The sequence below is a fragment of the Streptomyces anandii JCM 4720 genome (genome assembly GCF_014650655.1).
Classification (GTDB): domain Bacteria; phylum Actinomycetota; class Actinomycetes; order Streptomycetales; family Streptomycetaceae; genus Streptomyces; species Streptomyces anandii.
Window position 1 is genome coordinate 391,197 of sequence record NZ_BMVJ01000004.1, and the last position, 22,288, is coordinate 413,484.

Annotated in this window: 21 protein-coding genes and 1 tRNA gene; 11 read left to right on the plus strand and 11 right to left on the minus strand. The window is 73.3% G+C overall.

Going from position 1 to position 22,288, the window contains the following annotated elements:
* Window positions 1-79: 79 nt before the first annotated feature.
* Complete coding sequence (locus tag IE249_RS10435) at window positions 80-604, minus strand: MarR family winged helix-turn-helix transcriptional regulator (RefSeq protein ID WP_189704484.1); 525 nt, start codon at window positions 602-604, stop codon at window positions 80-82.
* Between the two features lie 231 nt (window positions 605-835).
* On the opposite strand from IE249_RS10435, the gene IE249_RS10440 reads away from it, so the two are divergent.
* A complete protein-coding gene (locus IE249_RS10440) occupies window positions 836-1,288 on the plus strand; it encodes an SH3 domain-containing protein (RefSeq protein WP_189704485.1) in 453 nt (150 codons plus the stop codon).
* 181 nt (window positions 1,289-1,469) lie between these two features.
* Window positions 1,470-2,405 carry a helix-turn-helix domain-containing protein gene (locus tag IE249_RS10445; RefSeq protein WP_189704486.1) on the plus strand — a complete coding sequence of 312 codons (936 nt, stop codon included), beginning with the start codon at window positions 1,470-1,472 and terminating at the stop codon, window positions 2,403-2,405.
* 101 nt (window positions 2,406-2,506) lie between these two features.
* On the opposite strand, the gene IE249_RS10450 is transcribed toward IE249_RS10445, so the two are convergent.
* A complete protein-coding gene (locus IE249_RS10450) occupies window positions 2,507-3,019 on the minus strand; it encodes a hypothetical protein (RefSeq protein ID WP_189704487.1) in 513 nt (170 codons plus the stop codon).
* 175 nt (window positions 3,020-3,194) lie between these two features.
* Between IE249_RS10450 and IE249_RS10455 the strand changes: the two genes are divergently transcribed.
* Window positions 3,195-3,539, plus strand: coding sequence for a cupin domain-containing protein (locus IE249_RS10455; RefSeq protein ID WP_189704488.1), 345 nt, complete (start codon window positions 3,195-3,197; stop codon window positions 3,537-3,539).
* 153 nt (window positions 3,540-3,692) lie between these two features.
* Here IE249_RS10455 and IE249_RS10460 read toward each other — a convergent pair whose 3' ends face one another.
* Entirely contained in the window at window positions 3,693-4,733 is a 1,041-nt protein-coding gene (locus tag IE249_RS10460; RefSeq protein ID WP_189704489.1) for a LacI family DNA-binding transcriptional regulator, read from the minus strand.
* A 138-nt stretch (window positions 4,734-4,871) separates the two neighbouring features.
* Here IE249_RS10460 and IE249_RS10465 point away from each other — a divergent pair, with 138 nt between their 5' ends.
* The 3 genes from IE249_RS10465 to IE249_RS10475 all read left to right on the plus strand — a co-directional run bounded on the left by IE249_RS10465 (window position 4,872) and on the right by IE249_RS10475 (window position 8,007).
* Window positions 4,872-6,050: a phytanoyl-CoA dioxygenase family protein gene (locus IE249_RS10465; RefSeq protein WP_189704490.1), complete on the plus strand. Its 1,179-nt coding sequence runs from the start codon at window positions 4,872-4,874 to the stop codon at window positions 6,048-6,050.
* A gap of 70 nt (window positions 6,051-6,120) precedes the next feature.
* Window positions 6,121-6,906 (plus strand): SDR family oxidoreductase, encoded by a 786-nt coding sequence (locus IE249_RS10470; protein ID WP_189704491.1) that lies wholly within the window; start codon window positions 6,121-6,123, stop codon window positions 6,904-6,906.
* A gap of 96 nt (window positions 6,907-7,002) precedes the next feature.
* Window positions 7,003-8,007, plus strand: coding sequence for a Gfo/Idh/MocA family protein (locus tag IE249_RS10475; protein ID WP_189704492.1), 1,005 nt, complete (start codon window positions 7,003-7,005; stop codon window positions 8,005-8,007).
* 39 nt (window positions 8,008-8,046) lie between these two features.
* Here the strand turns inward: IE249_RS10475 and nhaA are convergent, their stop codons facing one another.
* From nhaA to IE249_RS10510, 7 genes are all read right to left on the minus strand, one after another.
* Window positions 8,047-9,924, minus strand: a complete 1,878-nt coding sequence (gene nhaA / locus IE249_RS10480) for a Na+/H+ antiporter NhaA (RefSeq protein WP_189704567.1) — start codon at window positions 9,922-9,924, stop codon at window positions 8,047-8,049.
* 75 nt (window positions 9,925-9,999) lie between these two features.
* On the minus strand, window positions 10,000-11,280 hold the full coding sequence (locus IE249_RS10485) for a serine hydrolase domain-containing protein (RefSeq protein WP_189704493.1): 1,281 nt from the start codon (window positions 11,278-11,280) through the stop codon (window positions 10,000-10,002).
* 145 nt (window positions 11,281-11,425) lie between these two features.
* The gene (locus tag IE249_RS10490) at window positions 11,426-12,031 is read right to left on the minus strand and encodes a GOLPH3/VPS74 family protein (RefSeq protein WP_189704494.1); all 606 of its coding nucleotides are present in this window, start codon (window positions 12,029-12,031) and stop codon (window positions 11,426-11,428) included.
* Between the two features lie 179 nt (window positions 12,032-12,210).
* Entirely contained in the window at window positions 12,211-13,113 is a 903-nt protein-coding gene (locus IE249_RS10495) for a sugar phosphate isomerase/epimerase family protein (RefSeq protein WP_189704495.1), read from the minus strand.
* A 4-nt stretch (window positions 13,114-13,117) separates the two neighbouring features.
* Window positions 13,118-14,107 (minus strand): ATP-binding cassette domain-containing protein, encoded by a 990-nt coding sequence (locus tag IE249_RS10500; protein ID WP_229858025.1) that lies wholly within the window; start codon window positions 14,105-14,107, stop codon window positions 13,118-13,120.
* 5 nt (window positions 14,108-14,112) lie between these two features.
* Window positions 14,113-15,189 (minus strand): ABC transporter permease, encoded by a 1,077-nt coding sequence (locus IE249_RS10505; protein WP_189704568.1) that lies wholly within the window; start codon window positions 15,187-15,189, stop codon window positions 14,113-14,115.
* Window positions 15,189-16,202: a sugar ABC transporter substrate-binding protein gene (locus IE249_RS10510; protein ID WP_189704496.1), complete on the minus strand. Its 1,014-nt coding sequence runs from the start codon at window positions 16,200-16,202 to the stop codon at window positions 15,189-15,191. The genes IE249_RS10505 and IE249_RS10510 overlap by 1 nt, the downstream gene beginning before the upstream one ends.
* 291 nt (window positions 16,203-16,493) lie before the next feature.
* Here IE249_RS10510 and iolC point away from each other — a divergent pair, with 291 nt between their 5' ends.
* The 5 genes from iolC to IE249_RS10535 are packed head-to-tail and all read left to right on the plus strand — an operon-like array spanning window position 16,494 to window position 22,158.
* Window positions 16,494-17,492: a 5-dehydro-2-deoxygluconokinase gene (iolC, locus tag IE249_RS10515; protein ID WP_189704497.1), complete on the plus strand. Its 999-nt coding sequence runs from the start codon at window positions 16,494-16,496 to the stop codon at window positions 17,490-17,492.
* Between the two features lie 52 nt (window positions 17,493-17,544).
* The gene (locus tag IE249_RS10520; protein ID WP_189704498.1) at window positions 17,545-18,444 is read left to right on the plus strand and encodes a Cgl0159 family (beta/alpha)8-fold protein; all 900 of its coding nucleotides are present in this window, start codon (window positions 17,545-17,547) and stop codon (window positions 18,442-18,444) included.
* Window positions 18,441-19,430 carry a 5-deoxy-glucuronate isomerase gene (iolB, locus tag IE249_RS10525; protein WP_189704499.1) on the plus strand — a complete coding sequence of 330 codons (990 nt, stop codon included), beginning with the start codon at window positions 18,441-18,443 and terminating at the stop codon, window positions 19,428-19,430. The genes IE249_RS10520 and iolB overlap by 4 nt, the downstream gene beginning before the upstream one ends.
* Window positions 19,431-19,437: 7 nt before the next feature.
* Window positions 19,438-21,312, plus strand: a complete 1,875-nt coding sequence (iolD, locus tag IE249_RS10530) for a 3D-(3,5/4)-trihydroxycyclohexane-1,2-dione acylhydrolase (decyclizing) (protein ID WP_189704500.1) — start codon at window positions 19,438-19,440, stop codon at window positions 21,310-21,312.
* Window positions 21,313-21,372: 60 nt separating this feature from the next.
* Window positions 21,373-22,158, plus strand: coding sequence for a GntR family transcriptional regulator (locus IE249_RS10535; protein ID WP_308434323.1), 786 nt, complete (start codon window positions 21,373-21,375; stop codon window positions 22,156-22,158).
* A gap of 55 nt (window positions 22,159-22,213) precedes the next feature.
* Here IE249_RS10535 and IE249_RS10540 read toward each other — a convergent pair.
* A tRNA-Pro gene (locus IE249_RS10540) sits at window positions 22,214-22,287 on the minus strand.
* Window position 22,288: the final 1 nt, after the last annotated feature.

Genomic DNA, 22,288 nt, shown 5'->3' on the forward strand with positions numbered 1-22,288 from the left:
CCGCGCGGTGGTGGTCCGCGTGAACGCGCAGGTAAACCCTACCGCACGCGGCCGGGTGGCTTCGCGTGGGCACGGTGACTCAGCGTGCGCGCGGGGCGGCCTCCGTCTGCTCGTGCTCGCCGTCGACGTCCTTGGCGTAGGCGAGGAAGTCGTCGACCATGCGGTGGAAGAGGGTCGCGAGCCGGCGCAGCTCCTCGGGGGACCAGTCCGCCAGGGCGAGCTGCATCACGCGGGCGCCGGCCTCGCGGATGCGGGCGATGGCGTCCCGGCCCAGCTCGGTGAGCTGGATGCGCTGGGCACGGCGGTCGTCGGGGTCGGGGACCCGGGTGACGTGGCCGGACTTCTGGAGCTGCTGGACCGTGCGCGTGACGTGCGAGGGCTCCACGCCCAGGCGGTGGGCCAGCTCGCCCGGCCGCTGCGGCTCGCAGTCGGCGATCTGGCGCAGCAGGGCGACCGCGGCACGGTCCAGCGGCACCCCCGCCAGACCCATCAGCCGCTCGTGCTGCCGGGCCCGGGTACTCAGGTAGGTGATGCGCGTCAGGGCGCGCTCGATGTCGGCCACTTCGGGGGAGACCGGTCCGGGGGGCGGGGAGGACGTGAGCATACACCCCAGTTTACCAAATCGTTGCGTTACTCAAGTATTTTGCCCGCAGGGGGTCCCGCTGGGCGCGGTCACGCCCCCGGGGACGCCCCCGCCTTGCCCCGGGGACGTCCCCGGGAACGTCCCCGCCGTCCCCGGGACGCGGGGACGGCATCCCGGGCGGCCGGCGCGGAAACGCTGGGCGGCAGGTGATCACGGCACGTGGTCGCCGCCAACGAAAGCCCGGAGGTTGCCATGATCCGACGGACCCTCACCAGCGGCCTGCTGGCCACGGTCGCGGTGCTCGCGCTCGTGCCGGCGGCCGACGCCGCCCCGGCCGTCCCCGCCTCGCGCCCCGCCGCGTCGGCGCTCGCGCCCCAATTGCCGCCCGCGCTGCTCCCGGCGCCCGCCCACGTCCGGTACACCCCTCACGTCAACCGACGCATGACGCACCGCCGTTCGACCCCCGTCCTCGGGCGGGTGACCACCCACCGCTTCCCGCTGAACGTCCGCTCCGGTCCCGGCTACGCCCACCGCGTGATCGGCGTCCGTCACGCGGGCCGCCTGATCGCAGTGCAGTGCCGGACCTACGGCTCCTGGGTGCGCGGCGACCGACAGTGGTACCGACTCGCGTACATCCGGGGCCACCTGCGGGGCTACGTCTCCGCGCGCTACGTGCGGGTGCGCCGCACCGTGCCGTGGTGCTGACGCGTCCCCTTCACCGCCGTACGACATGACGGCCCGGCCGGCTCGTCGGGGAACCCGCGCGTTCCCTGACGGGCCGTCGGTTTTTGCCGGAGCGGATGTGTGGCGACCCGCCGGCCGAGGGAAGCCATTGCGGCAACCGGGGCGAAACGCCCAAAGCGGGAATGGAGTCGGGAGCGGCAGCATGCGGCAGCCCCAGGGAGCCGAACCAGGAGCAGGAGCAGCGGCAGGAGCAGGAGCGGAATCGGAGCCCGGGACGACGACCGGACCGGTTGCCGGGCCCCCGCCGTCGCCCTCGGCCTCCTCCCCGCCCCCGGCGTCGTCCCGGCCGCTGGTCGCGGCGCTGGGTGAGCTGCGGGACCGTACCGGACTCAGCCTGGCCGCCCTCGCCGCGCGCACCCCTTACAGCAAGTCCGCCTGGCACCGCTATCTGACCGGCGCCAAGCACCCGCCCCGCTCGGCCGTGGAGGCGCTGGCGCGGCTGGCCGGCGCCGATCCGGCCCCGGCGCTGGCGCTGTGGGACACGGCGGCCGAGCCGCCGCTCGCGCCCGCCGGGCCGCCCGTGAAGGGCGGCGGACGGCTGCCGCTGCTGCCGGCGCTCACCCTGCTCACCACGATCGCGGCGGTGGCCGTGGCCGCCACCGTCCCGACCGGGTCCTTCCGCGGCGCCGCCCCCGGCGACAAGGCCGTCGTGACCACCGCATCCCCCTCGCCCGGCACCAAAGCCGCCGCACCGGCCACGCCCGTCACGCCCGCCGCGGCCGCTCGGCGCTGTCGCCCCGGGTCCTGCCAGGGCGGGCTGCCGGGCGCCTCCGTCTGTGCGGGGGACGCCCAGACCAAGAGCGCGGTGAGCGAAGCCTCGTACACCGTGCGGCTGCGCTGGTCGCCGTCGTGCGGCACCGCCTGGTCGCAGGTGCGGGTGCGGGGCGCGGTGGCCCGGGAGGTCTCGGTGCGCACGGACCAGGACACCCTGTCGGCCACCTACTCCGCCGACGACACACGGGACGACACCAGCCCCATGCTCGCCGTCCGCTCTCCCCGGGGCGTGGAGGCCTGCGCCGAGGTGAACGGGGAGGTGGCGTGCACGGGGCTGGGCGACGGGCCGGACGGGAACCCCTGATCCGGCGGTGCCTCGCGAGCGCGGCCACGTCCAGCCGAACAAGATCGTCAACAAATCTTGTCTGTTGTATTGCCGTCCGGTTCCGGCGATCGGGGCCCGAGCTACTTGATGACCGCGTTGGCCACGACGACGAGCACCCCGAGGAGCGCGTCCCCCACGCCGGTCGCCAGGGCCGCGGCCCATCGGCGGCCCGCGGCCCGCGCCGTGTAGAGGCCGAGGGCGAACAGGAGCGCGATGTTGAAGACGAAGGCCGGGAGTTCGACGCTGTCCGCGGGCCACCAGCCCCAGCCGCCGCCCGCGAGGATGAGGACGCTCGGCAGCATGGCCGCGACCAGCGGCCACTCGGCGGCCAGGGCGCGCAGCGCCTGCCCGCGCCGGCGGGGGCCGCGTTCGGCGATGTAGTGCGCGTAGCCGTGCGCGAGGGCGGAGGCGAAGGCGGTCACCAGCAACCAGGCGGCGTCGTAGCGGCGGCTGGCGCGGGAGGTGTGCCCGTACTCGGTGAGCGCGGCGACCATGGCGCTGGCGACCACGGCCCCGTAGGCACCGCCGAAGAGCACCATCGACCGGGTGTCGTGCGCGGGCCCTCGCGGGGCGCCCGCAGGGGTGTCCGCCATGGCCGCTCTCTTCACGGACGTGCGTGGGCCGGGTCCCTCAACGATCACCCGGGCCCCTCGCACCCGCCACTCGGGCGCCCCCTGCCCCGGACCCGACGAAGTGTCCGTGCGCCCCCGCCCATCCCCCACACTCTGTCCACCTCGGCACCCGCCCCGGCCCGGCTAGGGTCCCCGCATGAACGAGAGCTTCGCCCTGCACGTGCCCGACGCCGAACTCGTGCCCGAGCCGCTGGACCCGCGGCAGATCGTCTCCGGGACTCCGGAGGTGACCGGCAAGGTGGTGTGGGAGTCGGCGGACGGGCGGCAGGCGCGCGGGATCTGGCAGATCACGCCCGGGGTCGTCACCGACACCGAGGCCGACGAGGTGTTCGTCGTCGTCAGCGGCTCGGCCACGGTCGAGATCGAGGGCGGGCCCACCCTGCGCGTCGGTCCGGGCGACATGGCCGTGCTGCGCGAGGGCGACCGCACCACGTGGACGGTCCACGAGACACTGCGCAAGGTGTACGCCGTCAACCTCTGAGGTCGGGCCATGCGCCGGGGCGGCATCAGCCTCCGAGGTCCGCGGCCTGTGAAGGCATGCGTCGGGCATCAGCCTCCGAGGTCCGGGCCTGCGAGGGCATGCGTAGGGCATCAGCCTCCGAGGTCCGGGGCCTGCGAGGGCATGCGTAGGGCATCAGCCCCTGAGATCCGGGCTCTGCGGAGGCATGTTGTACGGGGTCACGACCTGGATCGCGGACGGCAGCGTCGGCCCGGCGGGCGGCAGGGCGCCGTGGGCGCGCATCACCAGGTGACAGGCCTCCCGCATGTCCTGGCGCAGGTCGTGGTGGAGCACGGCGGACAGGCGGTGCTCGCGCAGCAGCCGGGTGTTGTCCTGGTCGAGGTCGTGGGCGATGAACACCGCGCACTCGCGGCCGAGTTCCGCGAAGGCTTTCAGGGTGGCGATGTTGCCGCCGCCGATCGAGTAGACCGCGCGGATCTCCGGATCGCGTTCCAGGGCGGCCCGGACGAGGTCGTACTGGGTGGCGTCCAGGCCCTGCCCCTCGGCGATCTCCACCAGCGCGCGCTGCGGGTGGCCGGCCCGCATGGCGCTGCGGAAGCCCATCTCGCGCTCCTCCTCGTTGCGGAAGAAGCCACTGCTGAGGCTGGTGAGCACATTGCCGGGCCGGTCGCCCAGCCACTGGCCCATCAGATACGCGGCCGTCGCCCCCGCGGCCCGGTTGTCGCTGCCGACGTAGGCGAGGCGGGGGCTCGCGGGCAGGTCGGTCACCAGGGTGACCACCGGGATGCCGGCCGCCACCAGCCGGCCGACGGCCGCGGTGACCTCGGGGACGTCCGGCGCCTTGAGGACGACGCCCTGGGAGCCGCGCCGCGCGATCCGGTCGAGCGTCGCCACCTGCTCGCGGACCGGGCCGGTCTCGCGGAAGTGGAAGCGGGAACGCACCACCGCCGGGTGCAGGGAAGGCAGTTCGGCCTCCAGGGCGGCCCGCACCGCGGTGGTGAACCGCTCGGGCGCCCGCACCACGATGTCGAGCATGAAGGTGCGCCCGACCAGCCGCACCTGGGTGCGCTGCCGGTCCAGGTCGGCGATGGCCCGGTGCACCTCCCGCGCGGTGCTCTCCCGCACCCCGCCGCGGCCGTTGAGCACACGGTCGACGGTGGCCTCGCTCAGCCCGGCCTGACGGGCGATCTCACGGATCGGGAAGGGGTGCCCCATGCGGGCTCCTTGAGGGGTTTTTGATGGGCGGCTGCTGGTTGTTCGAGGTGTTTGTCAGGACAAGAATGACAGAGCCGCGTCGCCTCGCGCGACGAACAGGGCCTCGAGCGAGGGCCCTACGCGACCGAAAGGACGAGGATGTCCTCCACCCCCGCCTTCACCCCAGCGCCTCCCCGCGTCCGGCTGTCCGAGCGGGACTGCGACCTCGACGACTTCCGCGCCCTCGTCGAGCGGACCACGGACCCGGCCGACTACCCTCACGCCTCGGCGGTCGAGCGGAACGTCCTGGTCTACGACGCCGGACGCCTCACGGCCGCCGACCGCGACGGCGTGCGCGAGGAACTGGTCCACGCCCTCACCGCGGGCCCCGGCATCGTGGTGTTCCGGGCTGCCTTCCCCGACCCGGAGGTGGTCGACCGGGCCACCGCCGTCTTCGAGGCGCTGATCGCCGCGCAGCGCGCCTCGGGCGCGGGCGCCGGCGACCACTTCGCCCCGCCGGGCGCCAACGACCGGGTGTGGAACGCCCTGGAGAAGGCCGCCCTGCACGATCCGGACGCCTTCGCCGCGTACTACGCCAACGACGTGCTCGCGCTGGCCGGCGAGGCCTGGCTCGGTCCCGGCTACCAGGTCACCTCCCAGGTCAACGTGGTCAACCCCGGCGGCGCCGCCCAGACCGCGCACCGCGACTACCACCTCGGCTTCCTCAGCGGCGAGGCCGCCGCCGCCTATCCGGCGCACGTCCACCGCCTCTCCCCGGTGCTCACGCTCCAGGGTGCGGTCGCGCACTGCGACATGCCGGTGGAGTCCGGGCCGACCATGTACCTGCCCTACTCACAGACGTACGAGCCGGGCTACCTGGCCTGGCGGCTGCCCGCGTTCCAGGCCTACTTCGACGCGCACCACGTGCAGCTGCCGCTGGCCAAGGGCGACGCCGCCTTCTTCAACCCGGCGGTGTTCCACGCGGCCGGCACGAACCGGTCGGCGGACGTGCGGCGCATGGCCAATCTGCTCCAGATCTCCTCCGCCTTCGGGCGCGCGATGGAGACCGTGGACCGCGAGGCCGTGGTGAACGCCGTCTACCCGGTACTGCTCCGGCGGCGGGCCGAGGGGGCCGACGGCACCTGGCTCGAGAACGTCGTCGCCGCGAGCGCGGAGGGCTACCCGTTCCCCACCAACCTCGACCGGGACCCGCCCGTCGACGGCATGGCCCCGCCCTCGCAGGCGGACCTCGTGCGCCGGGCGCTGCGCGAGGAGTGGGCGCCGGACCGGCTCCGCGCGGAACTGCGCGCGGGCGGCGCACGGCGCGAGAGCCGCTGAGGACCCGGTGCCGGGCAGGGGACACGACAAGCACGACAGGCACGACAGGCACGACGGGACAGGGGACTCCATGGGACCCAGGGGACTTCTCGAGGACAAGGTGGTCCTCGTCAACGGCGGTACGCAGGGCGTCGGGGCCGCGGTCGCGCGGGCCGCCGTCCGTGAGGGCGCCGTGGTCGCCGTGACGGGACGGCGGCCCGAGCCCGGCGAGGAGCTGGTGGCCGAGCTGACTGCCGCCGGGGGCAGGGCGATGTTCGTACGCGCCGACCTCGCCGACGCCGGACAGGCCAAGGGCGCGGTGGCCGAGGCGGTCTCGGCGTACGGCCGGATCGACTGCCTGGTGAACTCGGCGGGCCTCACCTCGCGCGGCACCCTGCTGGACACGACGCCCGAGCTGTTCGACGCGCATGTCGCGGTCAACCTCAAGGGGCCGTTCTTCGCGATGCAGGCGGCGGTGGCGGACATGCTGGCCCGGAAGGCGCCCGGCACGATCGTCAACATCATCACCTCCTCCGCGCACGGCGGGCAGCCCTTCCTCGCGCCGTACGTCGCCGCCAAGGCCGGGCTCGCGGGCCTGACCCGCAACGCCGCGCACGCGCACCGCTTCGACCGCGTCCGGATCAACGGCCTGAACATCGGCTGGACCGCCACCGAGGGCGAGGACGCCACCCAGCGCGCCTTCCACGGCGCCGGGGACGACTGGCGCGAACAGGCCGCCGCGCGGCTGCCGATGGGCCGGCTCGGCCAACCGGACGAGATCGCCGACTTCGTGGTCCTGCTGCTGTCCGAGCGGTCCGGGGTGGTCACCGGCTCGGTGATCGACTGGGACCAGAACGTCCTCGGCGGCCTCGACTAGCCCCTCCCCCGCCCCGACGCCCGTACCACCCGTCGCATCCCACCGAACCGCACCGCATCACACCGAACCGCACCGCACTCAGGAGCAGCAACGCCCATGCGTATCGCAATCCTCGGCCTCGGCCGCATCGGCGCCTTCCACGCCGAGACCCTGTCCGGACTCGACGCGGTCACCTCTCTCGTCGTCGCCGACCCGTTCGCGGACGCCGCCAAGGCGGCCGCCGAGCGGTTCGGGGCCGAGGTGGCCGACTCGCCCGAGGCGGCGCTCGCCTCGGGCGTCGACGGCGTCGTCGTGGCCGCCGCGACCGACGCCCACCCCGCCCTGATCCTCGCCGCCGTCGAGGCGGGCGTCCCGGTCTTCTGCGAGAAGCCGGTGGCGCGCACCATGGCGGAGGGCGTCGAGGTGCTCGAGGCGGTGCGGGACGGCGAGGTGCCCGTCCAGATCGGGTTCAACCGCCGCTTCGACGCCGGTTTCGCGGCCGCCCGTGCCGCCGTGCGCGCCGGTGAGCTGGGCAGGCTGCACACCGTGCGGTCCACCACGCTGGACCCGGCCCCGCCGCCGGCCGCGTACGTGGCCGCCTCGGGAGGGATCTTCCGGGACTGCTCGGTGCACGACTTCGACGTCATCCGCTGGGTCACCGGGCGTGAGGTGACCGAGGTGTACGCCGTGGGCGGCAACCGGGGCGCCGACTACATCCGGGAGGCGGGCGACGCGGACACCACCGGCGCGGTGCTCACCCTGGACGACGGGACGATCGCCATGGTGTCCAACAGCCGCCACAACGCGCGGGGTTACGACGTGCGCATGGAGCTGCACGGCTTCGCCGACTCGATCGCGGTCGGCCTGGACGACAAGCTGCCGCTGCGCTCGGTGGAACCGGGGGTGACCTTCCCGGCCGGGACCCCGCACGACTTCTTCATGGACCGGTTCACCGCCGCCTACCGCGCCGAACTGACCGCGTTCACCGAGGTGGTGGCGGGCACGCTGCCGTCGCCGTGCACCGTCGCGGACGCGCTGGAGGCCGGGTGGATCGCGGAGGCGTGCACGCTGTCGCTGCACGAGCACCGCCCGGTGCGCCTGGCGGAGGTGCGCACGGCCTGAGCGGCCGGGTCGAGGCAGTGCGCACGCGCCGGCCCGTTGTCAGCCGCGCGGGCCCGCCCCGGCGAGGACGGCCCGCTCGCGGGCGGCACGGACCGCCGCCGACAGGGTGCCGATGTCGTACGCTCCGTGGTGGCGGCGGCCGTTGACGAAGAAGGTGGGGGTGCCGGAGACGTCGCTCAGGTCGGCCGACTCGACGTCCTCGGCGACCCGCTCCGCGCCCGCGCGTCCCTGCAGGTCCCGGCGGAAGCGTTCCGTGTCGAGGCCCACCCGTCCGGCGTAGCGCAGCAGGTCCTTGACGCGCAGGTCGCCCTGGTGGCTGATGAGGACGTCGTGCATCTCCCAGTAGCGGCCCTGGCGGGCGGCGGCCTCCGCGGCCTCGGCGGCGAGCTGCGCGCTGGGGTGGACGTCGGTCAGCGGCAGGTGGCGCCAGACGTAGCGCACGTCGTCGCCGAAGTCGGCGAGCAGTTCGCGTACGACGGGCTCGGCGAGGCCGCAGTACGGGCACTCGTAGTCGCCGTACTCGACGAGGGTGACCGGTGCGTCCAGCGGGCCGCGGACGTGGTCGCGGGTCACGTCGACGGGCTCGCTGAGGTCGACGATGACGTCGCCGCTGCCCAGCAGGGCGCGGGCGCGGCGGCGCGGCGGCAGCAGGGCGAGCACCCGCGTCACCAGCCAGGTGACGAGGAAGGAGCACAGCACGGCGGAGAGGATGCCGATCTTCGCCTCCTCCAGCCGTGCCCCGCGGAAGGCGAGCGTGGCGATCAGCAGGGACACGGTGAAGCCGACCCCGGCCAGGCCGCCGCCCGCGGCGATGGCGCCCCAGCCGATCGGCGGGCGCAGCCGGCCCCGGCTGAGCCGGGAGGCGAGCCACGTGGAGCCGACGACGCCGATGGGCTTGCCGAGGACGAAACCGAGCAGGATGCCGAGGGTGACGGGTGAGGTGAAGGCGTCGGCGAGCCGGGCCGCGCTCACCGTGAGTCCGGCGTTGGCGAGGGCGAACAGCGGCACGATCACATGGCTGGTCCAGGGGTGGAACATGCGCTGCAGGCGCTCGTTGGGCGAGAGGGTGGAGGCCAGGCCCCGGCGCAGGGTGCGTTCCAGTTCGGGGGTGGGCTGCTCGCGGTAGCGGCGGAAGAGCCGGCTGGCGCGCTCCAGGGCGTGCCGCTGGGCGGGGTGGGCGTAGGTGAGCAGGCCCATGACCAGGCCGCTGACCACCGGGTCCACGCCGGAGCGCAGCAGGGCTCCCCACAGGGCGACGGCGGGCAGCAGGTACAGGGCGGAGATGCGTACGCCGGCCGCTCGCATGGCGAGCAGGACGGCGAGGACGCCGAGCGCGGTGAGCAGGGCGGGGACGTAGAGGGTGCTGCTGTAGGCGAAGGCGATGACGGCCAGGGCGAGGAAGTCGTCGGCGACGGCGACACCGAGGACGAACACGCGCAGTCCGCCGGGCAGCCGGGATCCGAAGACGGCGAGGAAGCCGAGCGCGAAGGCGGTGTCGGTGGACATGGCGGCGCCCCAGCCCTGCGCGGAAGGGTGCCCGGCGTTGAGGGCGAGGTAGATCGCCACCGGTACGGCCATGCCGCTGACGCCGGCGATCGCGGAGAGCGCGAGGCGCCGGCGTTCGCGCAGTTCGCCGATGTCGAACTCGCGGCGGGCCTCGAGTCCGACGACGAAGAAGAACAGCGTCATCAGCCCGCTGTTGACCCACTCGCGCAGGGTCAGGGAGACGCCGGTCCGCCCGACGCTGAGGCTCAGCCGGGTGTGCCAGAAGGACTCGTAGCCGCCGGGTGAGACGTTGGCCCACACCAGTGCGGCGAGCGCGGCCGCGAGCAGGACGGCGGCGCTGCCGGTCTCGGTCCGCAGGAAGGTGCGCAGGGGGCTGCGCGCGGCGGCCGTGCAGGCGGTCGTGCCGGTCATCGACCGGTCGGCCGGCACGGGGATGTGGGCCTGGGACACGTGGTTCAGTCTAAGGACCGGTCGCGGGGGCCGGGATCATCTGGCGGCGGGCTCGGCGGGCAGGTCGAACACGTGCCGTGGGCTGACGATCTCCGTGATGGCCCGGCCGAACAGGGTGCTGGGTTCGCTGCCCTTGTAGTCGATGTCGGTGTTCAGCAGGACGACGAGGGTGGTGCGGGCGGAGGGCAGGTAGACGGTGAGCGACTCGTAGCCCGGGATGGAGCCGTTGTGGCCGATCCAGCCCTGGACGTCGAAGATGCCGAGGCCGTAGCCGGCGCCGGGAACCCCGGTGGGCGGGGTGGTGAGGCGCTGCTTCTGCGTGGCCGGGCCGACCATGGTGCTGCCGTCGGGGAAGACGCCGGTGGCCACGGTGCGGGCCCAGGTGTGCAGGTCGTCCAGGGTGGAGATCATCGCGCCGGCGGCCCAGGCCCAGGAGCTGCTCCAGCCCGCGGTGGCGGCGACCCGGCCGTCGGCGGTCTGGTTGGTGTAGCCCTGCGCGTGCGGCTGGGGGAACTCGGTGCCTGCGGGGAAGGAGGTGTGGTCCATGCCGGCGGGGACGAGTACGTGGGCGTGGATGTAGTCGGCGAGCGACTGGCCGCTCATCTTCTCGACGACGAGGCCGAGCAGGACGAGGTTGGTGTTGGAGTAGTAGAACTTCTCGCCCGGCGGGAAGAGGACGGGGTGCCGGAAGGCGTAGCCGAGGAGCTGCTGCGGAGTGAAGCTGCGCCGCGGGTCGGAGGTCAGGGCCTTGTAGAAGCCGTCGTCCGCCGAGTAGTTGAACAGCCCGCTGCGCATTCCGGCCAGGTCGCGCAGGGTGATCCTGTCGCCGTTCGGTACGCCGTCGACGTACTTGCCGATGGGGTCGTCCAGGCCCACCTTGTGCTGGTCGACCAGCTGCAGCAGCGCGGTCACGGTGAAGGTCTTGGTCTCGCTGCCGATGCGCATGAACAGGTCGGGGGACATCTTGCGCCCGCTGCCGATGTCGGCGACGCCGAAGGACTTCACGTACTGGCCCCGGCCGGGGGTCCACAGCCCGACCGTGACCCCCGGCACGGCGGCCTGTCGCATGACGCGCCGCACGGCCTGGTCGAGCTGCCGGGCGACCCCGGCGTCGAGGGTACGGACATCGGGGGACGGCGAGGGCGACGAGCCGGACACCCGCGACACGCCGGGCACCGTCGTCGTCGCGGCGGTGACGGGGCCGCCGGGGGATCCGGTGCCGGCGGCGGCCCCGGTCGCCGCGACCGGCACCACGAGCATTCCCGCGGCGGTCACGGTGACGGCCGACCGGCACAGCCTCGAGCACGCGTGCGTCATGTGCCGACTCCAAACGCGTGAGTACGAACCCGCGACCGCCACCGGCGACGCGAACCCCGAGTCCCGCGCCCTCAGGATAAGAGCCCCCGTCCCCCACCGCCCGCCGGGCACGACGGCGACGGGCGGACGGGAGGGCCCCGCAGGGCTAGGCGCCGCGCCAGACGTTGGCGAAGGCGGCGTCCTCGATGGCCCGGCGCTGGCGCACGGCCTCCAGCTCCATGACGGCGTCGTGGACTGCGGCCAGTACCGTCACGACCGCTTCGTCGGTGAGCGACGGGTCCCAGGCCGTGGGCTCGTCGCGGATGCCCACGGCCGCCGCGAGGGCCAGCAGCACGGGCTCGTCGGCCGCCCAGCGGTAGGCCGCCCGCTGCCGCTCCTCCGTGTCGGCCAGGACCGCCCGCCCCCCGCGGAACGGCAGCCAGCGGCTGCGCTCCCAGGTGACGCCGCCCTCCTGCTCCAGCTCGGCCAGATACGCCGGCGCCAGGCCCTGCCCGCGCCGCCACAGCCAGTCCTCCAGGGACTCGTAGGGCACCTGGCCGACCAGCGAGGCCACGGCCTCGTCCAGCAGCCGGTCGCCGAGACCGGTCCCCGGCCGGGGCACGATCCGCTCGCCGTCCAGCCCGATCACCTCGGCGCGCAGCATGTCGTACGCCTCCGCCCCGGCCAGCGCGAGGGAGAGGTCGCCGCGCTCCAGCGGCCGGCTCGGCGCCACGTCCAGGGCGGTGATCATCAGGTCACGCGGTGTGCTCATGCGGCTCCCCGTCGAGGACGTGGCGGACGCGGCGCCCCCGGGCGACGGGCGCGGGAGGTGGCGCTCGGATCCCGTACCAGACCGACTGTAGCGCGGCAAGGTCACGAGCGGAGCACCACGGGCACGCCGCGTGCCGCCTCCCGTGCGGGCGGACGCCGGCCGCGGGAGCGGGGATCCCGTCAGGCGCCGCAGGACCGCAGGAACCTGCGGGTGCGCACCGCGATCGGCAGCGGCTTGTCCGGCTCGCACGGGTACATGTCCTGCTCGACGATGGCGAACAGGTCCACGCCGAGCTTCTGCGCGGCCGTGAGGACCGGCCCGAGCTCGGGCACTCCGGCGGGCGGCTCGCACATCACGCCGCGCGCGACGGCCGGCCCGAACGGCACCTCGCCGGCCACCACGTCGGCGAGGATCGCCGGGTCGACCTGCTTGAGGTGCAGGTAGCCGATGCGCTCGCCGTAGGTCTCGATCAGCTTGACGCTGTCGCCTCCGCAGTAGGCGTAGTGCCCGGTGTCCAGGCACAGGTTGACCAGCCCGGAGTCGGTGGAGTCCAGGAAGCGCTCGACGTGCGCCTCGGTGTCGACATGGGTGTCGGCGTGCGGGTGGACGACGATGTCGAGGCCGTAGGTCTCCTTCACCTCGTGGCCGAGCCGTTCCATGCCCTTGGTGAGGTGGGCCCACTGCTCGGCGGTCAGCTCCGGGGGCTCCAGGATCTCGGCGGTCTTGTCGTCGCGCCAGAAGGAGGGGATGACGACGAGGTGCCGGGCGCCCATGGCCTGGGTGAGGGCGGCGACCTGGCTGACGTGGGCCCAGGTGGACTCCCACACCGCGGGGCCGCGGTGCAGGCCGGTGAAGACGGTGCCCGCGGAGACCTTCAGGCCGCGCCGGTCCACCTCGTCGGTGAGGCGGGCGGGGTCGGTGGGCAGGTAGCCGTAGGGGCCGAGCTCGATCCAGGAGTAGCCGGCCTCGGCGACCTCGTCGAGGAAGCGTTCCCAGGGGACCTGCCGCGGGTCGTCGGGGAACCACACGCCCCAGGAGTCGGGGGCGGAGCCGACCCGGATGCGGTCCAGCACAGGGGTCATGTCGTCATTTCCCTTCCGGGGCCGGCGGTACGGGGGCTGCGGGCGCCGAGGTCGTGGTGGGCGACGTGGGCGCGGCGGGCGCCGAGGTCGAGGTGGGCGGCGCGGGAGCGGTGAGGTCCCGCTCCTCGGGGAGTCCGTCCACGTCGACACCCCGTACCTGGGCGAGTTCGTGCTTGAGGGCGGCCAGTTCGGCGCCGCCCGCCATGTGGTTGGTCAGTTCCTCTAGGCTCACCTCGCTGCGGTCGGCGGACAGCTCGAGGGTGCCCAGGCGCAGCACGCTGAAGTGGTCGCCGACCATGTAGGCGTGGTGGGGGTTGTGGGTGATGAAGATGACGCCGAGACCGCGGTCGCGGGCGGCGGCGATGTACTTGAGGACCACACCGGACTGCTTGACGCCGAGGGCGGCGGTGGGCTCGTCGAGGATGAGGACGCGGGCGCCGAAGTAGACGGCGCGGGCGATCGCCACGCACTGGCGCTGGCCGCCGGAGAGGGTGCCGATGGGCTGCTCCAGGTCGTCCAGGACGATGCCCATGTTGCGCAGTTCCTCGTCCGCGGTCCGCTTCATGCGGGCGATGTCGAGACGGCGTACGGGCCAGGGGCCCTTGGTCATCTCGGAGCCGAGGAAGAAGTTGCGCCACACCGGCATCAGGGGCACGGTGGCGAGGTCCTGGTAGACGGTGGCGATGCCCTTGTCGAGGGCCTCGCGCGGGGTGCCGAACCGCACCGGGGCGCCGTCCACGAGGAATTCGCCCTCGGTGTGCTGGTGCAGCCCGGAGACGATCTTGATGAGGGTGGACTTGCCCGCGCCGTTGTCGCCGAGCACGCAGGTGACCCTGCCGGAGTGGACGGCGAGGTCGACGCCGTGCAGGGCGCGGATGTTGCCGTAGGACTTGCCGGCGCCGCGCAGTTCGACGACCGGCCCCTCCCCCTCGGGACTGGTGTCCTTCAGGACGGCGCCGTGAGTGCCGCTCTCGCTGGCCGCGTTGGTCGTCATGCCGGTCACCTCCGGGTCGCCGTGCGCTGGACCCACAGATTGATGAGTACGGCGCCGAGCAGCATCACGCCGAGGAACGCCTTGAACCAGTCGGGGTTCCAGCCGGCGTAGACGATGCCCTGGTTCACCATGCCGAACATGAAGGCGCCGAAGACGGGGCCGACGGCGGAGCCGTAGCCGCCGGTGAGCAGGCAGCCGCCGATGACCGCCGCGGCGATGTAGATGAGCTCCTGGCCGACGCCCTCGCCGGACTGGACGGTGTTGAAGGAGAACAGCTGGTGCATGCCGACGAACCAGGCGCCGAAGCCGACCAGCATGAACAGCGTGATCTTGGTGAAGGTGACGGGGACGCCGACCGCGCGGGCGCTGTCCTTGTTGCCACCGACGGCGAAGACCCAGTTGCCGTACTTGGTGCGCAGCAGCACCCAGGTGGCGATCGCCGCGAAGACCAGCCACCACACCACGGTGATCTTCACCTCGACCCCGCCGACGTCGAAGGAGGAGGCGAACAGGGCCTTGGCCTGGTCGAATCCGTCCATGTTGCTGATGTCGTCGGTGGCGACGTTGCCGGTGACGAGCTTGGTGACGGCGAGGTTGACGCCCTGGAGGATCAGGAAGGTGCCGAGGGTCACGAGGAAGCTCGGCAGTCCCGTCTTCACCAGCATCCAGCCGTTGAAGGCGCCGACGGCCAGGGACACCACCAAGGCGACGATCACTCCGGCCCACACGTTCAGGGTGAGCTGGTAGCTGAGCATGCTCGCGGTCAGCGCGGAGGTGATGACCGCGACGCCGGCGGAAAGGTCGAACTCGCCGCCGATCATGAGCAGCGCCACGGGCAGCGCCATGATGCCGATGGTCGACGACTGGTAGAGGATCGTCGCCATCGAGCTGCCCTGGCGGACCGACGGCGCGGCGATCAGGAAGAACACGAGCACGGCGACGGCGCCGAGGAAGACGCCGACCTCCGGGCGGGCGAGCAGCCTGAGCGCCAGCGGGCGGCGCGCGGTCCGCCCGTCGGCCTGCCCGGAGCCGGGAGCCGGCGGTGTCGCCACCGCCGGCGCGGCCTGCTGGGACATGTCGATCACCGAGTGCCCTTCGCGGCGAACTCCGCGACCTTGTCGACGTTGGACTTGTCGACGAAGGCCGGGCCGGTCAGCACCGGCTGCACACCGCCGCCGCTGTAGTTGCCGTTGTTCTTGTAGAGCCACAGGGAGTCGACCGCGAGGTAGCCCTGGAGGTAGGGCTGCTGGTCGACGGCGAACTGGATGGTGCCCTTCTGGATCGCCCCGGTGAGGTCCTTGTTGAGGTCGAAGGTGGCGATCTTGGCCTTGCTGCCGGCGTCGCTGACCGACTGCACGGCGGTCAGAGCGAAGGGCGCGCCCAGGGTGACGACGTAGTCGATGCCGCTGTCCTGCTTGAGCTTGGCGGTGATCGTCGACTTCACGGACGGCATGTCGGTGCCGTTCACGTACAGCGTCTCGGTGGTGCCCTTGAAGGTCTTCTTCACGCCGTCGCAGCGCTGGGTCAGGCCGATGTTGCCCTGCTCCTGGATCACGCAGACGGCCTTCTTGGCGCCGACCTCGTTGAGCTTGTTGCCGAAGGCCTCGCCGGCCACGCCCTCGTCCTGCCCGAAGAACTCGGTGAGGCCGAGCTTCTTCCAGTCGCTGACGCCGGAGTTGAGGCCGACCACGGGTATGCCGGCGCTGGTGGCCTTGCCGATGACGCTCTTCATGGCGTCCGGCTTGGCGAGGGTGACCGCGATGCCGTCGACCTTCTGGTCGATGGCGTTCTGTACGAGGTTGGCCTGGGTGCCGGCGTTGGGGTCGGCGGAGTAGACGAGCTTGATGTTGTCCTTGGCGGCCGCCGCCTCGGCGCCCTTGCGGACGATGTCCCAGAAGGTGTCGCCGGGCGCCTGGTGCGTGACCAGCGCGACCGTCATCCGCGGCGTGGTGGCCTTGCCCGCGGATGCGGCGCCACCGCCCTCCTCGGACTTCTTTCCGCCCGAGCTGCTGGAGCAGCCGGCGAGGGTCAGGGCCGCCGCCGCGGCCACGGCCACGACGGGGGCGAGTCTGCGGGAGCGAGAAGAGCGGTCCATCTTTCCTGCACCTCACTGTGCTGCGCGACGGGGGAAAGGGGGGGTGATGGGAGGGATCCCCGGGCCGGCGCCCTGCGTGGCGCCGGTCCGTGTGCCGCCTGGGCGGCTGGTGCGTTGGGACGGGATCCAATCCTCTGGCGCGCCCGCTGTCAATACTTTGTTAAGACATCATTTCACGAGCTAGTCCGAATGTAAGTACAAACTATTGACAGCGTGGGCCCCGGAGTCCTACACCTGGGAGGCGGCAGGCCCCCGGGGCCCACCCCCGGCACAGCTCGAGGAGCGTCGCGCATGGCAGAGCCCGTTGAGTCCGTACCCCCCGGCACCGACTCCGACTCCGTACCGTCCTTCGACCTGATCACGATGGGCCGCATCGGAGTCGATCTCTACCCGCTCCAGTCGGGCGTACCCCTGGCGCGGGTGGAGACCTTCGGCAAGTTCCTCGGCGGTTCGGCCGCCAACGTGGCCGTCGCCGCCGCCCGCCTGGGCCGCGCCTCGGCGGTGATCACCCGTACCGGCGACGACCCCTTCGGCGCCTATCTGCACGAGGCGCTCAAGGAGTTCGGCGTGGACGACCGCTGGGTGACACCGGTGGCCGCGTACCCGACGCCCGTCACCTTCTGCGAGATCTTCCCGCCGGACGACTTCCCGCTCTACTTCTACCGCCGGCCCAAGGCGCCCGACCTGGAGATCCACACCGGGGAGCTGGACCTCGCGGCCGTCCGCGCGGCCCGGATCTTCTGGATCACCGGCACCGGGCTGAGCGAGGATCCGAGCCGCTCGGCCACCCTCGCCGCGCTCGCCCACCGCGCGAAGTCCGGCACCACGGTCTTCGACCTGGACTGGCGCCCGATGTTCTGGCGCCACCCCAACGAGGCCCGCCCGCACTACGCCGAGGCGCTGCGGCACGCCACCGTGGCGGTCGGCAACCTCGACGAGTGCGAGATCGCCACCGGGGTGCGCGAACCGGAGGCCTGCGCCGAGGCGCTGCTGGCGGCCGGGGTGGAACTGGCCGTCGTCAAGCAGGGCCCCAAGGGCGTGCTGGCCGTGCACCGCGACGGCTCCCGCGCCGAGGTGCCCCCGGTGCCCGTGGAGGTCGTCAACGGGCTCGGCGCAGGCGACGCCTTCGGCGGGGCACTGTGCCACGGACTGCTCTCCGGCTGGGACCTGACCCGCACGATGCGGTACGCCAACGCCGCCGGCGCACTCGTCGCCTCCCGCCTCGCCTGCTCCTCCGCGATGCCCACCCCGGCGGAGGTCGACGGCCTCCTCGTACGGGACACCGCCTGACCACCGCCTGCCCGGAGTGCCGACCAGGCCACTCCCCGAACGGAGCCCCGCCTTGACCCTCAGCATCCCCGACCTCACCTCGGTCCGCGCCCGGCATCCCGAGGCCGTCGCCGAGGCGGCCGCGCGCCGGGTGCGCCGCCCGCTGCTCGGCGACAGCGGCCGGCTGATGATCGTGGCCGCCGACCATCCCGCGCGCGGCGCCCTCGGCGTCGGCGACCGGTCCATGGCCATGGCCAACCGCGCCGACCTGCTGGAGCGCCTGTGCACCGCGCTGTCGCGGCCCGGCGTGGACGGGGTGCTCGCCACCGCCGACGTCCTGGAGGACCTGCTGCTCCTCGGGGCGCTCGAGGGCAAGGTGGTCATGGGCTCCATGAACCGCGGCGGCCTCGCGGGCGCCTCCTTCGAGATGGACGACCGCTTCACCGGCCACCGCGCCCGGGACATCGCCCGGCTCCGCTTCGACGCGGGCAAGCTGCTGCTGCGCATCGACTACGACGACCCGGGCTCGCTGGCCACCCTGGAGGCCACCGCCCGCGCGGTCGACGAGATGGCCGGGCTGCGCCTGCCCCTCTTCGTCGAGCCGTTCATCTCCCGGCGCAGCGGCGGCAGGGTCGTCAACGACCTGTCGGCCGGGGCCGTCACCCGCTCCATCGCCATAGCCTCGGGGCTCGGCGGGACCTCGGCGTACACCTGGCTGAAGCTGCCGGTGACCGAGGACCCGGACGACATGGCCGAGGTGCTCCAGACCTCCACGCTGCCCGTCGTCCTCCTCGGCGGGGAGGTCGGCGACGACCAGGAGGGCGCGTACGAACGCTGGCGCAAGGCCCTGCGGCTGCCCACCGTGCGGGGCATGGTGGTCGGGCGCTCGCTGCTCTACCCGGCCGGCGGCAGCGTCGAGGCGGCCGTCGACACGGCCGTGGGCCTGCTCTCGGAAGGAGGCGAGCACCGATGACACACCCGACGTCACCCTCGTCGGAGGACGCGCCGGCACCGGGCGCCGTACGCCACCACGTGCCGGCGGGCAGCTCCCCGGACGGCCGCTATGCCGTCGACGTCGGCCCCGAGTCCGCCGGCTGGGCCCACTCCAGCCTGCGCGTCCTCGAACTGCCGCCCGGCGGCACGCACACCTTCGACACCGGCGACAGCGAGTGGATCGTGCTGCCGCTGGCCGGCGCCTGCACCGTGGCGACGGCGGACGACTCCGGCCACCACACCTTCGAACTGACCGGCCGGGAAAGCGTGTTCAGCGGCGTGAGCGACTTCGCGTACGTGCCGCGCGACGCGCGTACGGCCCTCACCTCGGCGGGCGGCGGACGGTTCGCGCTCACGGGCGCCCGCTGCACCCGCCGGCTGCCCGCCCGGTACGGCCCGGCCGGAGCCGTACCGGTGGAGCTGCGCGGCACCGGCAGCTGCTCGCGCCAGGTCAACAACTTCGGCGCGGCCGGGGTGTTCGAGTGCGACCGGCTGATCGCCGTGGAGGTGATCACCCCGGGCGGCAACTGGTCCTCCTTCCCGCCGCACAAGCACGACGAGCACCGGCCGGGCGAGGAGTCGGTCCTGGAGGAGATCTACTACTTCGAGTTCGCGGACCACGACGGCGTGCCCGGCCTCGGCTACCAGCGGGTCTCGCCCTCCGGGCCCGGCCGGGACACCGACGTGCTGGCCGAGGTGCGCGACGGCGACGTGGTGCTGATCCCGGACGGCTGGCACGGGCCGTCGATGGCCGTGCCCGGCCATCACATGTACTACCTCAACGTCATGGCGGGCCCGGACGCCGAGCGCGCCTGGCTGATCCGCGACCACCCCGACCACGCCTGGATCCGCGGCACCTGGCCCGCACAGCCGGTGGACCCGCGCCTGCCCCTCTACACCGCCCCGCCCACCACGCCTTCCACCACGCCTTCCGCCCCCGCAGACTCCTCCCCCGTCTCCGAGTGAGGTCCCCATGAGCCAGTCCACCACCCGCCTCACCGTCGCCCAGGCCCTGGTGCGCTTCCTGGCCGCCCAGTACACCGAGCGGGACGGCGTCCGGCAGCGGCTGATCGCCGGCATGTGGGGCATCTTCGGCCACGGCAACGTGGCCGGCGTCGGCCAGGCGCTGGTCGAGGCGGGCGAGGAGCTGATGCCGTTTCACCAGGGTCGCAACGAGCAGGCGATGGTGCACGCGGCCGTGGGCTACGCCCGCCAGCGCGACCGGCTGTCCACACAGGCGGTGACCACCTCCATCGGCCCCGGCGCCACCAACCTCGTCACCGGGGCCGCGCTGGCCACGATCAACCGCCTTCCCGTCCTGCTGCTGCCCGGCGACTACTTCGCCGCGCACCCCGCCGACCCGCTGCTCCAGCAGCTGGAGCACCCGAGCGAGGCGGACGTCTCGGTCAACGACACCCTGCGCCCGGTCTCCCGCTACTTCGACCGGGTCACCCGCGCGGAGGCGCTGATCCCGTCCGCACTGAACGCGATGCGGGTCCTCACCGACCCCGCCGAGACCGGCGCGGTGACCCTCGCGCTGCCGCAGGACGTGCAGGCCGAGGCCTTCGACTGGCCGCGGGAGTTCTTCGCCGAGCGCGTCTGGCGGGTACGGCGGCCCGCCCCCGATCCGGCCGAACTCGCCGACGCGGTACGCGCGATCCGCGCCGCCGCCCGCCCACTGATCGTCGCCGGAGGGGGTGTCCACCACAGCGCGGCCGAGGACGCGCTGAAGGCGCTGGTGGACGCCACCGGCGTCCCGGTCGCCTCGACGCAGGCGGGCAAGGGCTCCCTGCGCCACGACCACCCGGCCGACCTCGGCGGCATCGGGCACACCGGCACCGCCGTCGCCGACGACCTCGCACGCACCGCGGACCTGGTCATCGGCGTGGGCACCCGCCACACCGACTTCACCACGGCCTCCGGCACCCTCTTCCAGAACCCGGACGTCCGCTTCCTCAATCTCAACATCACCGCCTTCGACGCCCACAAGCTCGCGGCGTCGACCCTCGTCTGCGACGCCCGCGCCGGGCTCACCGCGCTCACCGAGGCGCTCGCCGGGCACCGCGTCCCGGCCGCCTACGAGGCCGAGTACCGGGCCGGCAAGGAGCGCTGGGAACGGGTGGTCGAGGACGCCTGCCGGGCCGGCGACGACAGCGCGGTGCCGACCCAGACGCAGGTGCTGGGCGCGCTGGACGCGGTGGCCGGCGAGGAGGACGTGGTGATCAACGCGGCCGGATCGCTCCCCGGGGACCTGCACAAACTGTGGCGGGCCCGCTCGCGGCGGCAGTACCACCTGGAGTACGGCTACTCGTGCATGGGCTACGAGATCCCGGCCGCCATCGGCGTGCAGCAGGCCGCGCCGGGGACCGTGGTGTGGTCCCTGGTCGGCGACGGCACGTATCTGATGATGCCGACGGAGATCGTCACGGCCGTCCAGGAGGGCCTGCCGGTCAATCTGGTCCTGATCCAGAACCACGGGTACGCCTCCATCGGCGGGCTGTCGGAGTCGGTCGGCGCCGAGCGGTTCGGCACCGCCTACCGCCACCGCGCGGCCGACGGCTCCTTCACCGGCGCGCCCCTCCCCGTCGACCTGGCCGCGAACGCGGGCAGCCTCGGCATGGAGGTGCTGCGCGCCAAGACGGTGGGCGAGTTGCGCGAGGCGCTCGCCGCGGCCCGCGCCTCCAGCCGCCCGACCTGCGTGTACGTCGAGACGGACCCGGCGGCCACCGCTCCCCCGGCCGAGGCCTGGTGGGACGTGCCGGTCGCGCAGTCGGCCTCCCGCGAGGCCGCGGTGAACGCCCGCGCCGAGTACGACCGCCGGGTCACGACCCGTCGCCGTCACCTCTGAAGTGCCTTGCCGTACACGCTTCCTGACTGACCATCATGCACGTGACCGAAGGGGGTGCCCGTGGCGGTGACCGGTGACCGATCCCGTGCCGGGACCGGCTGTGCGCTCGACACCCTGGACTTCATGCTGGACCGGAGCAGTCCGGTGCCGCTCTACCACCAGCTGTCCCAGCAACTGGAGGCGGCGATCGAACGCGGGCGCCTCGCCCCGGGCGACCTCCTGGGCAACGAGATCGACCTGTCCGTACGCCTGGGCCTGTCCCGCCCCACGGTTCGTCAGGCCATCCAGGCCCTCGTCGACAAGGGGCTCCTGGTCAGACGGCGCGGGGTGGGCACCCAGGTGGTGCACAGCCAGGTCAAGCGCCCGCTGGAACTGAGCAGCCTCTACGACGACCTGGAAGCGGCCGGGCAGGGACCGGGCACCCGCGTGCTGCGCAACGAGCGGGTCCCCGCACCCGCCGACGTCGCGGCCGCGCTCACGGTCGCGGAGGGCGCGGAGGTGGTGCTGCTGGAGCGGCTGCGGTTCACTCACGGCCGGCCGGTGGCGTTCCTGTGCAACTACCTGCCGGCGGGCCTGATCGAGACGGAGACCGCCCGGCTGGAGGCGACCGGGCTGTACCGGATGATGCGCGCGGCCGGCATCACCCTGCACAGTGCCCGGCAGACCATCGGCGCCCGCCGGGCCACCGCCGAGGAGGCCGCCCGCCTCGACGAGCAGGAGGGCGCCGCCCTGCTCACCATGCAGCGCACGGCCTACGACGACACCGGCCGCCCGGTGGAGTACGGCACCCACGTCTACCGCGCGTCGCGCTACGCCTTCGACTTCCGGCTGCTGGTACGCCCCTGAGGCGCATGCGAAAGGGTCCCCGTGGGCTTCTCGCCCACAGGGACCCCGCACACCGTCGGGACGACAGGATTTGAACCTGCGACCCCTTGACCCCCAGTCAAGTGCGCTACCAAGCTGCGCCACGTCCCGG

Excerpts from the sequence above, each read along its gene's own strand:
- IE249_RS10500 (WP_229858025.1), bottom strand. The coding sequence starts at position 14,107 with ATGACGACCAACGCGGCCAGCGAGAGCGGCACTCACGGCGCCGTCCTG.
- IE249_RS10485 (WP_189704493.1), bottom strand. The coding sequence starts at position 11,280 with ATGACGCACGCGTGCTCGAGGCTGTGCCGGTCGGCCGTCACCGTGACC.
- IE249_RS10495 (WP_189704495.1), bottom strand. The coding sequence starts at position 13,113 with ATGACCCCTGTGCTGGACCGCATCCGGGTCGGCTCCGCCCCCGACTCC.
- nhaA (WP_189704567.1), bottom strand. The coding sequence starts at position 9,924 with ATGACCGGCACGACCGCCTGCACGGCCGCCGCGCGCAGCCCCCTGCGC.
- IE249_RS10435 (WP_189704484.1), bottom strand. The coding sequence starts at position 604 with ATGCTCACGTCCTCCCCGCCCCCCGGACCGGTCTCCCCCGAAGTGGCC.
- IE249_RS10490 (WP_189704494.1), bottom strand. The coding sequence starts at position 12,031 with ATGAGCACACCGCGTGACCTGATGATCACCGCCCTGGACGTGGCGCCG.
- IE249_RS10445 (WP_189704486.1), top strand. The coding sequence starts at position 1,470 with ATGCGGCAGCCCCAGGGAGCCGAACCAGGAGCAGGAGCAGCGGCAGGA.
- IE249_RS10455 (WP_189704488.1), top strand. The coding sequence starts at position 3,195 with ATGAACGAGAGCTTCGCCCTGCACGTGCCCGACGCCGAACTCGTGCCC.
- IE249_RS10510 (WP_189704496.1), bottom strand. The coding sequence starts at position 16,202 with ATGGACCGCTCTTCTCGCTCCCGCAGACTCGCCCCCGTCGTGGCCGTG.
- IE249_RS10450 (WP_189704487.1), bottom strand. The coding sequence starts at position 3,019 with ATGGCGGACACCCCTGCGGGCGCCCCGCGAGGGCCCGCGCACGACACC.
- iolD (WP_189704500.1), top strand. The coding sequence starts at position 19,438 with ATGAGCCAGTCCACCACCCGCCTCACCGTCGCCCAGGCCCTGGTGCGC.
- IE249_RS10460 (WP_189704489.1), bottom strand. The coding sequence starts at position 4,733 with ATGGGGCACCCCTTCCCGATCCGTGAGATCGCCCGTCAGGCCGGGCTG.
- iolB (WP_189704499.1), top strand. The coding sequence starts at position 18,441 with ATGACACACCCGACGTCACCCTCGTCGGAGGACGCGCCGGCACCGGGC.
- IE249_RS10440 (WP_189704485.1), top strand. The coding sequence starts at position 836 with ATGATCCGACGGACCCTCACCAGCGGCCTGCTGGCCACGGTCGCGGTG.
- IE249_RS10470 (WP_189704491.1), top strand. The coding sequence starts at position 6,121 with ATGGGACCCAGGGGACTTCTCGAGGACAAGGTGGTCCTCGTCAACGGC.
- IE249_RS10475 (WP_189704492.1), top strand. The coding sequence starts at position 7,003 with ATGCGTATCGCAATCCTCGGCCTCGGCCGCATCGGCGCCTTCCACGCC.
- iolC (WP_189704497.1), top strand. The coding sequence starts at position 16,494 with ATGGCAGAGCCCGTTGAGTCCGTACCCCCCGGCACCGACTCCGACTCC.
- IE249_RS10465 (WP_189704490.1), top strand. The coding sequence starts at position 4,872 with ATGTCCTCCACCCCCGCCTTCACCCCAGCGCCTCCCCGCGTCCGGCTG.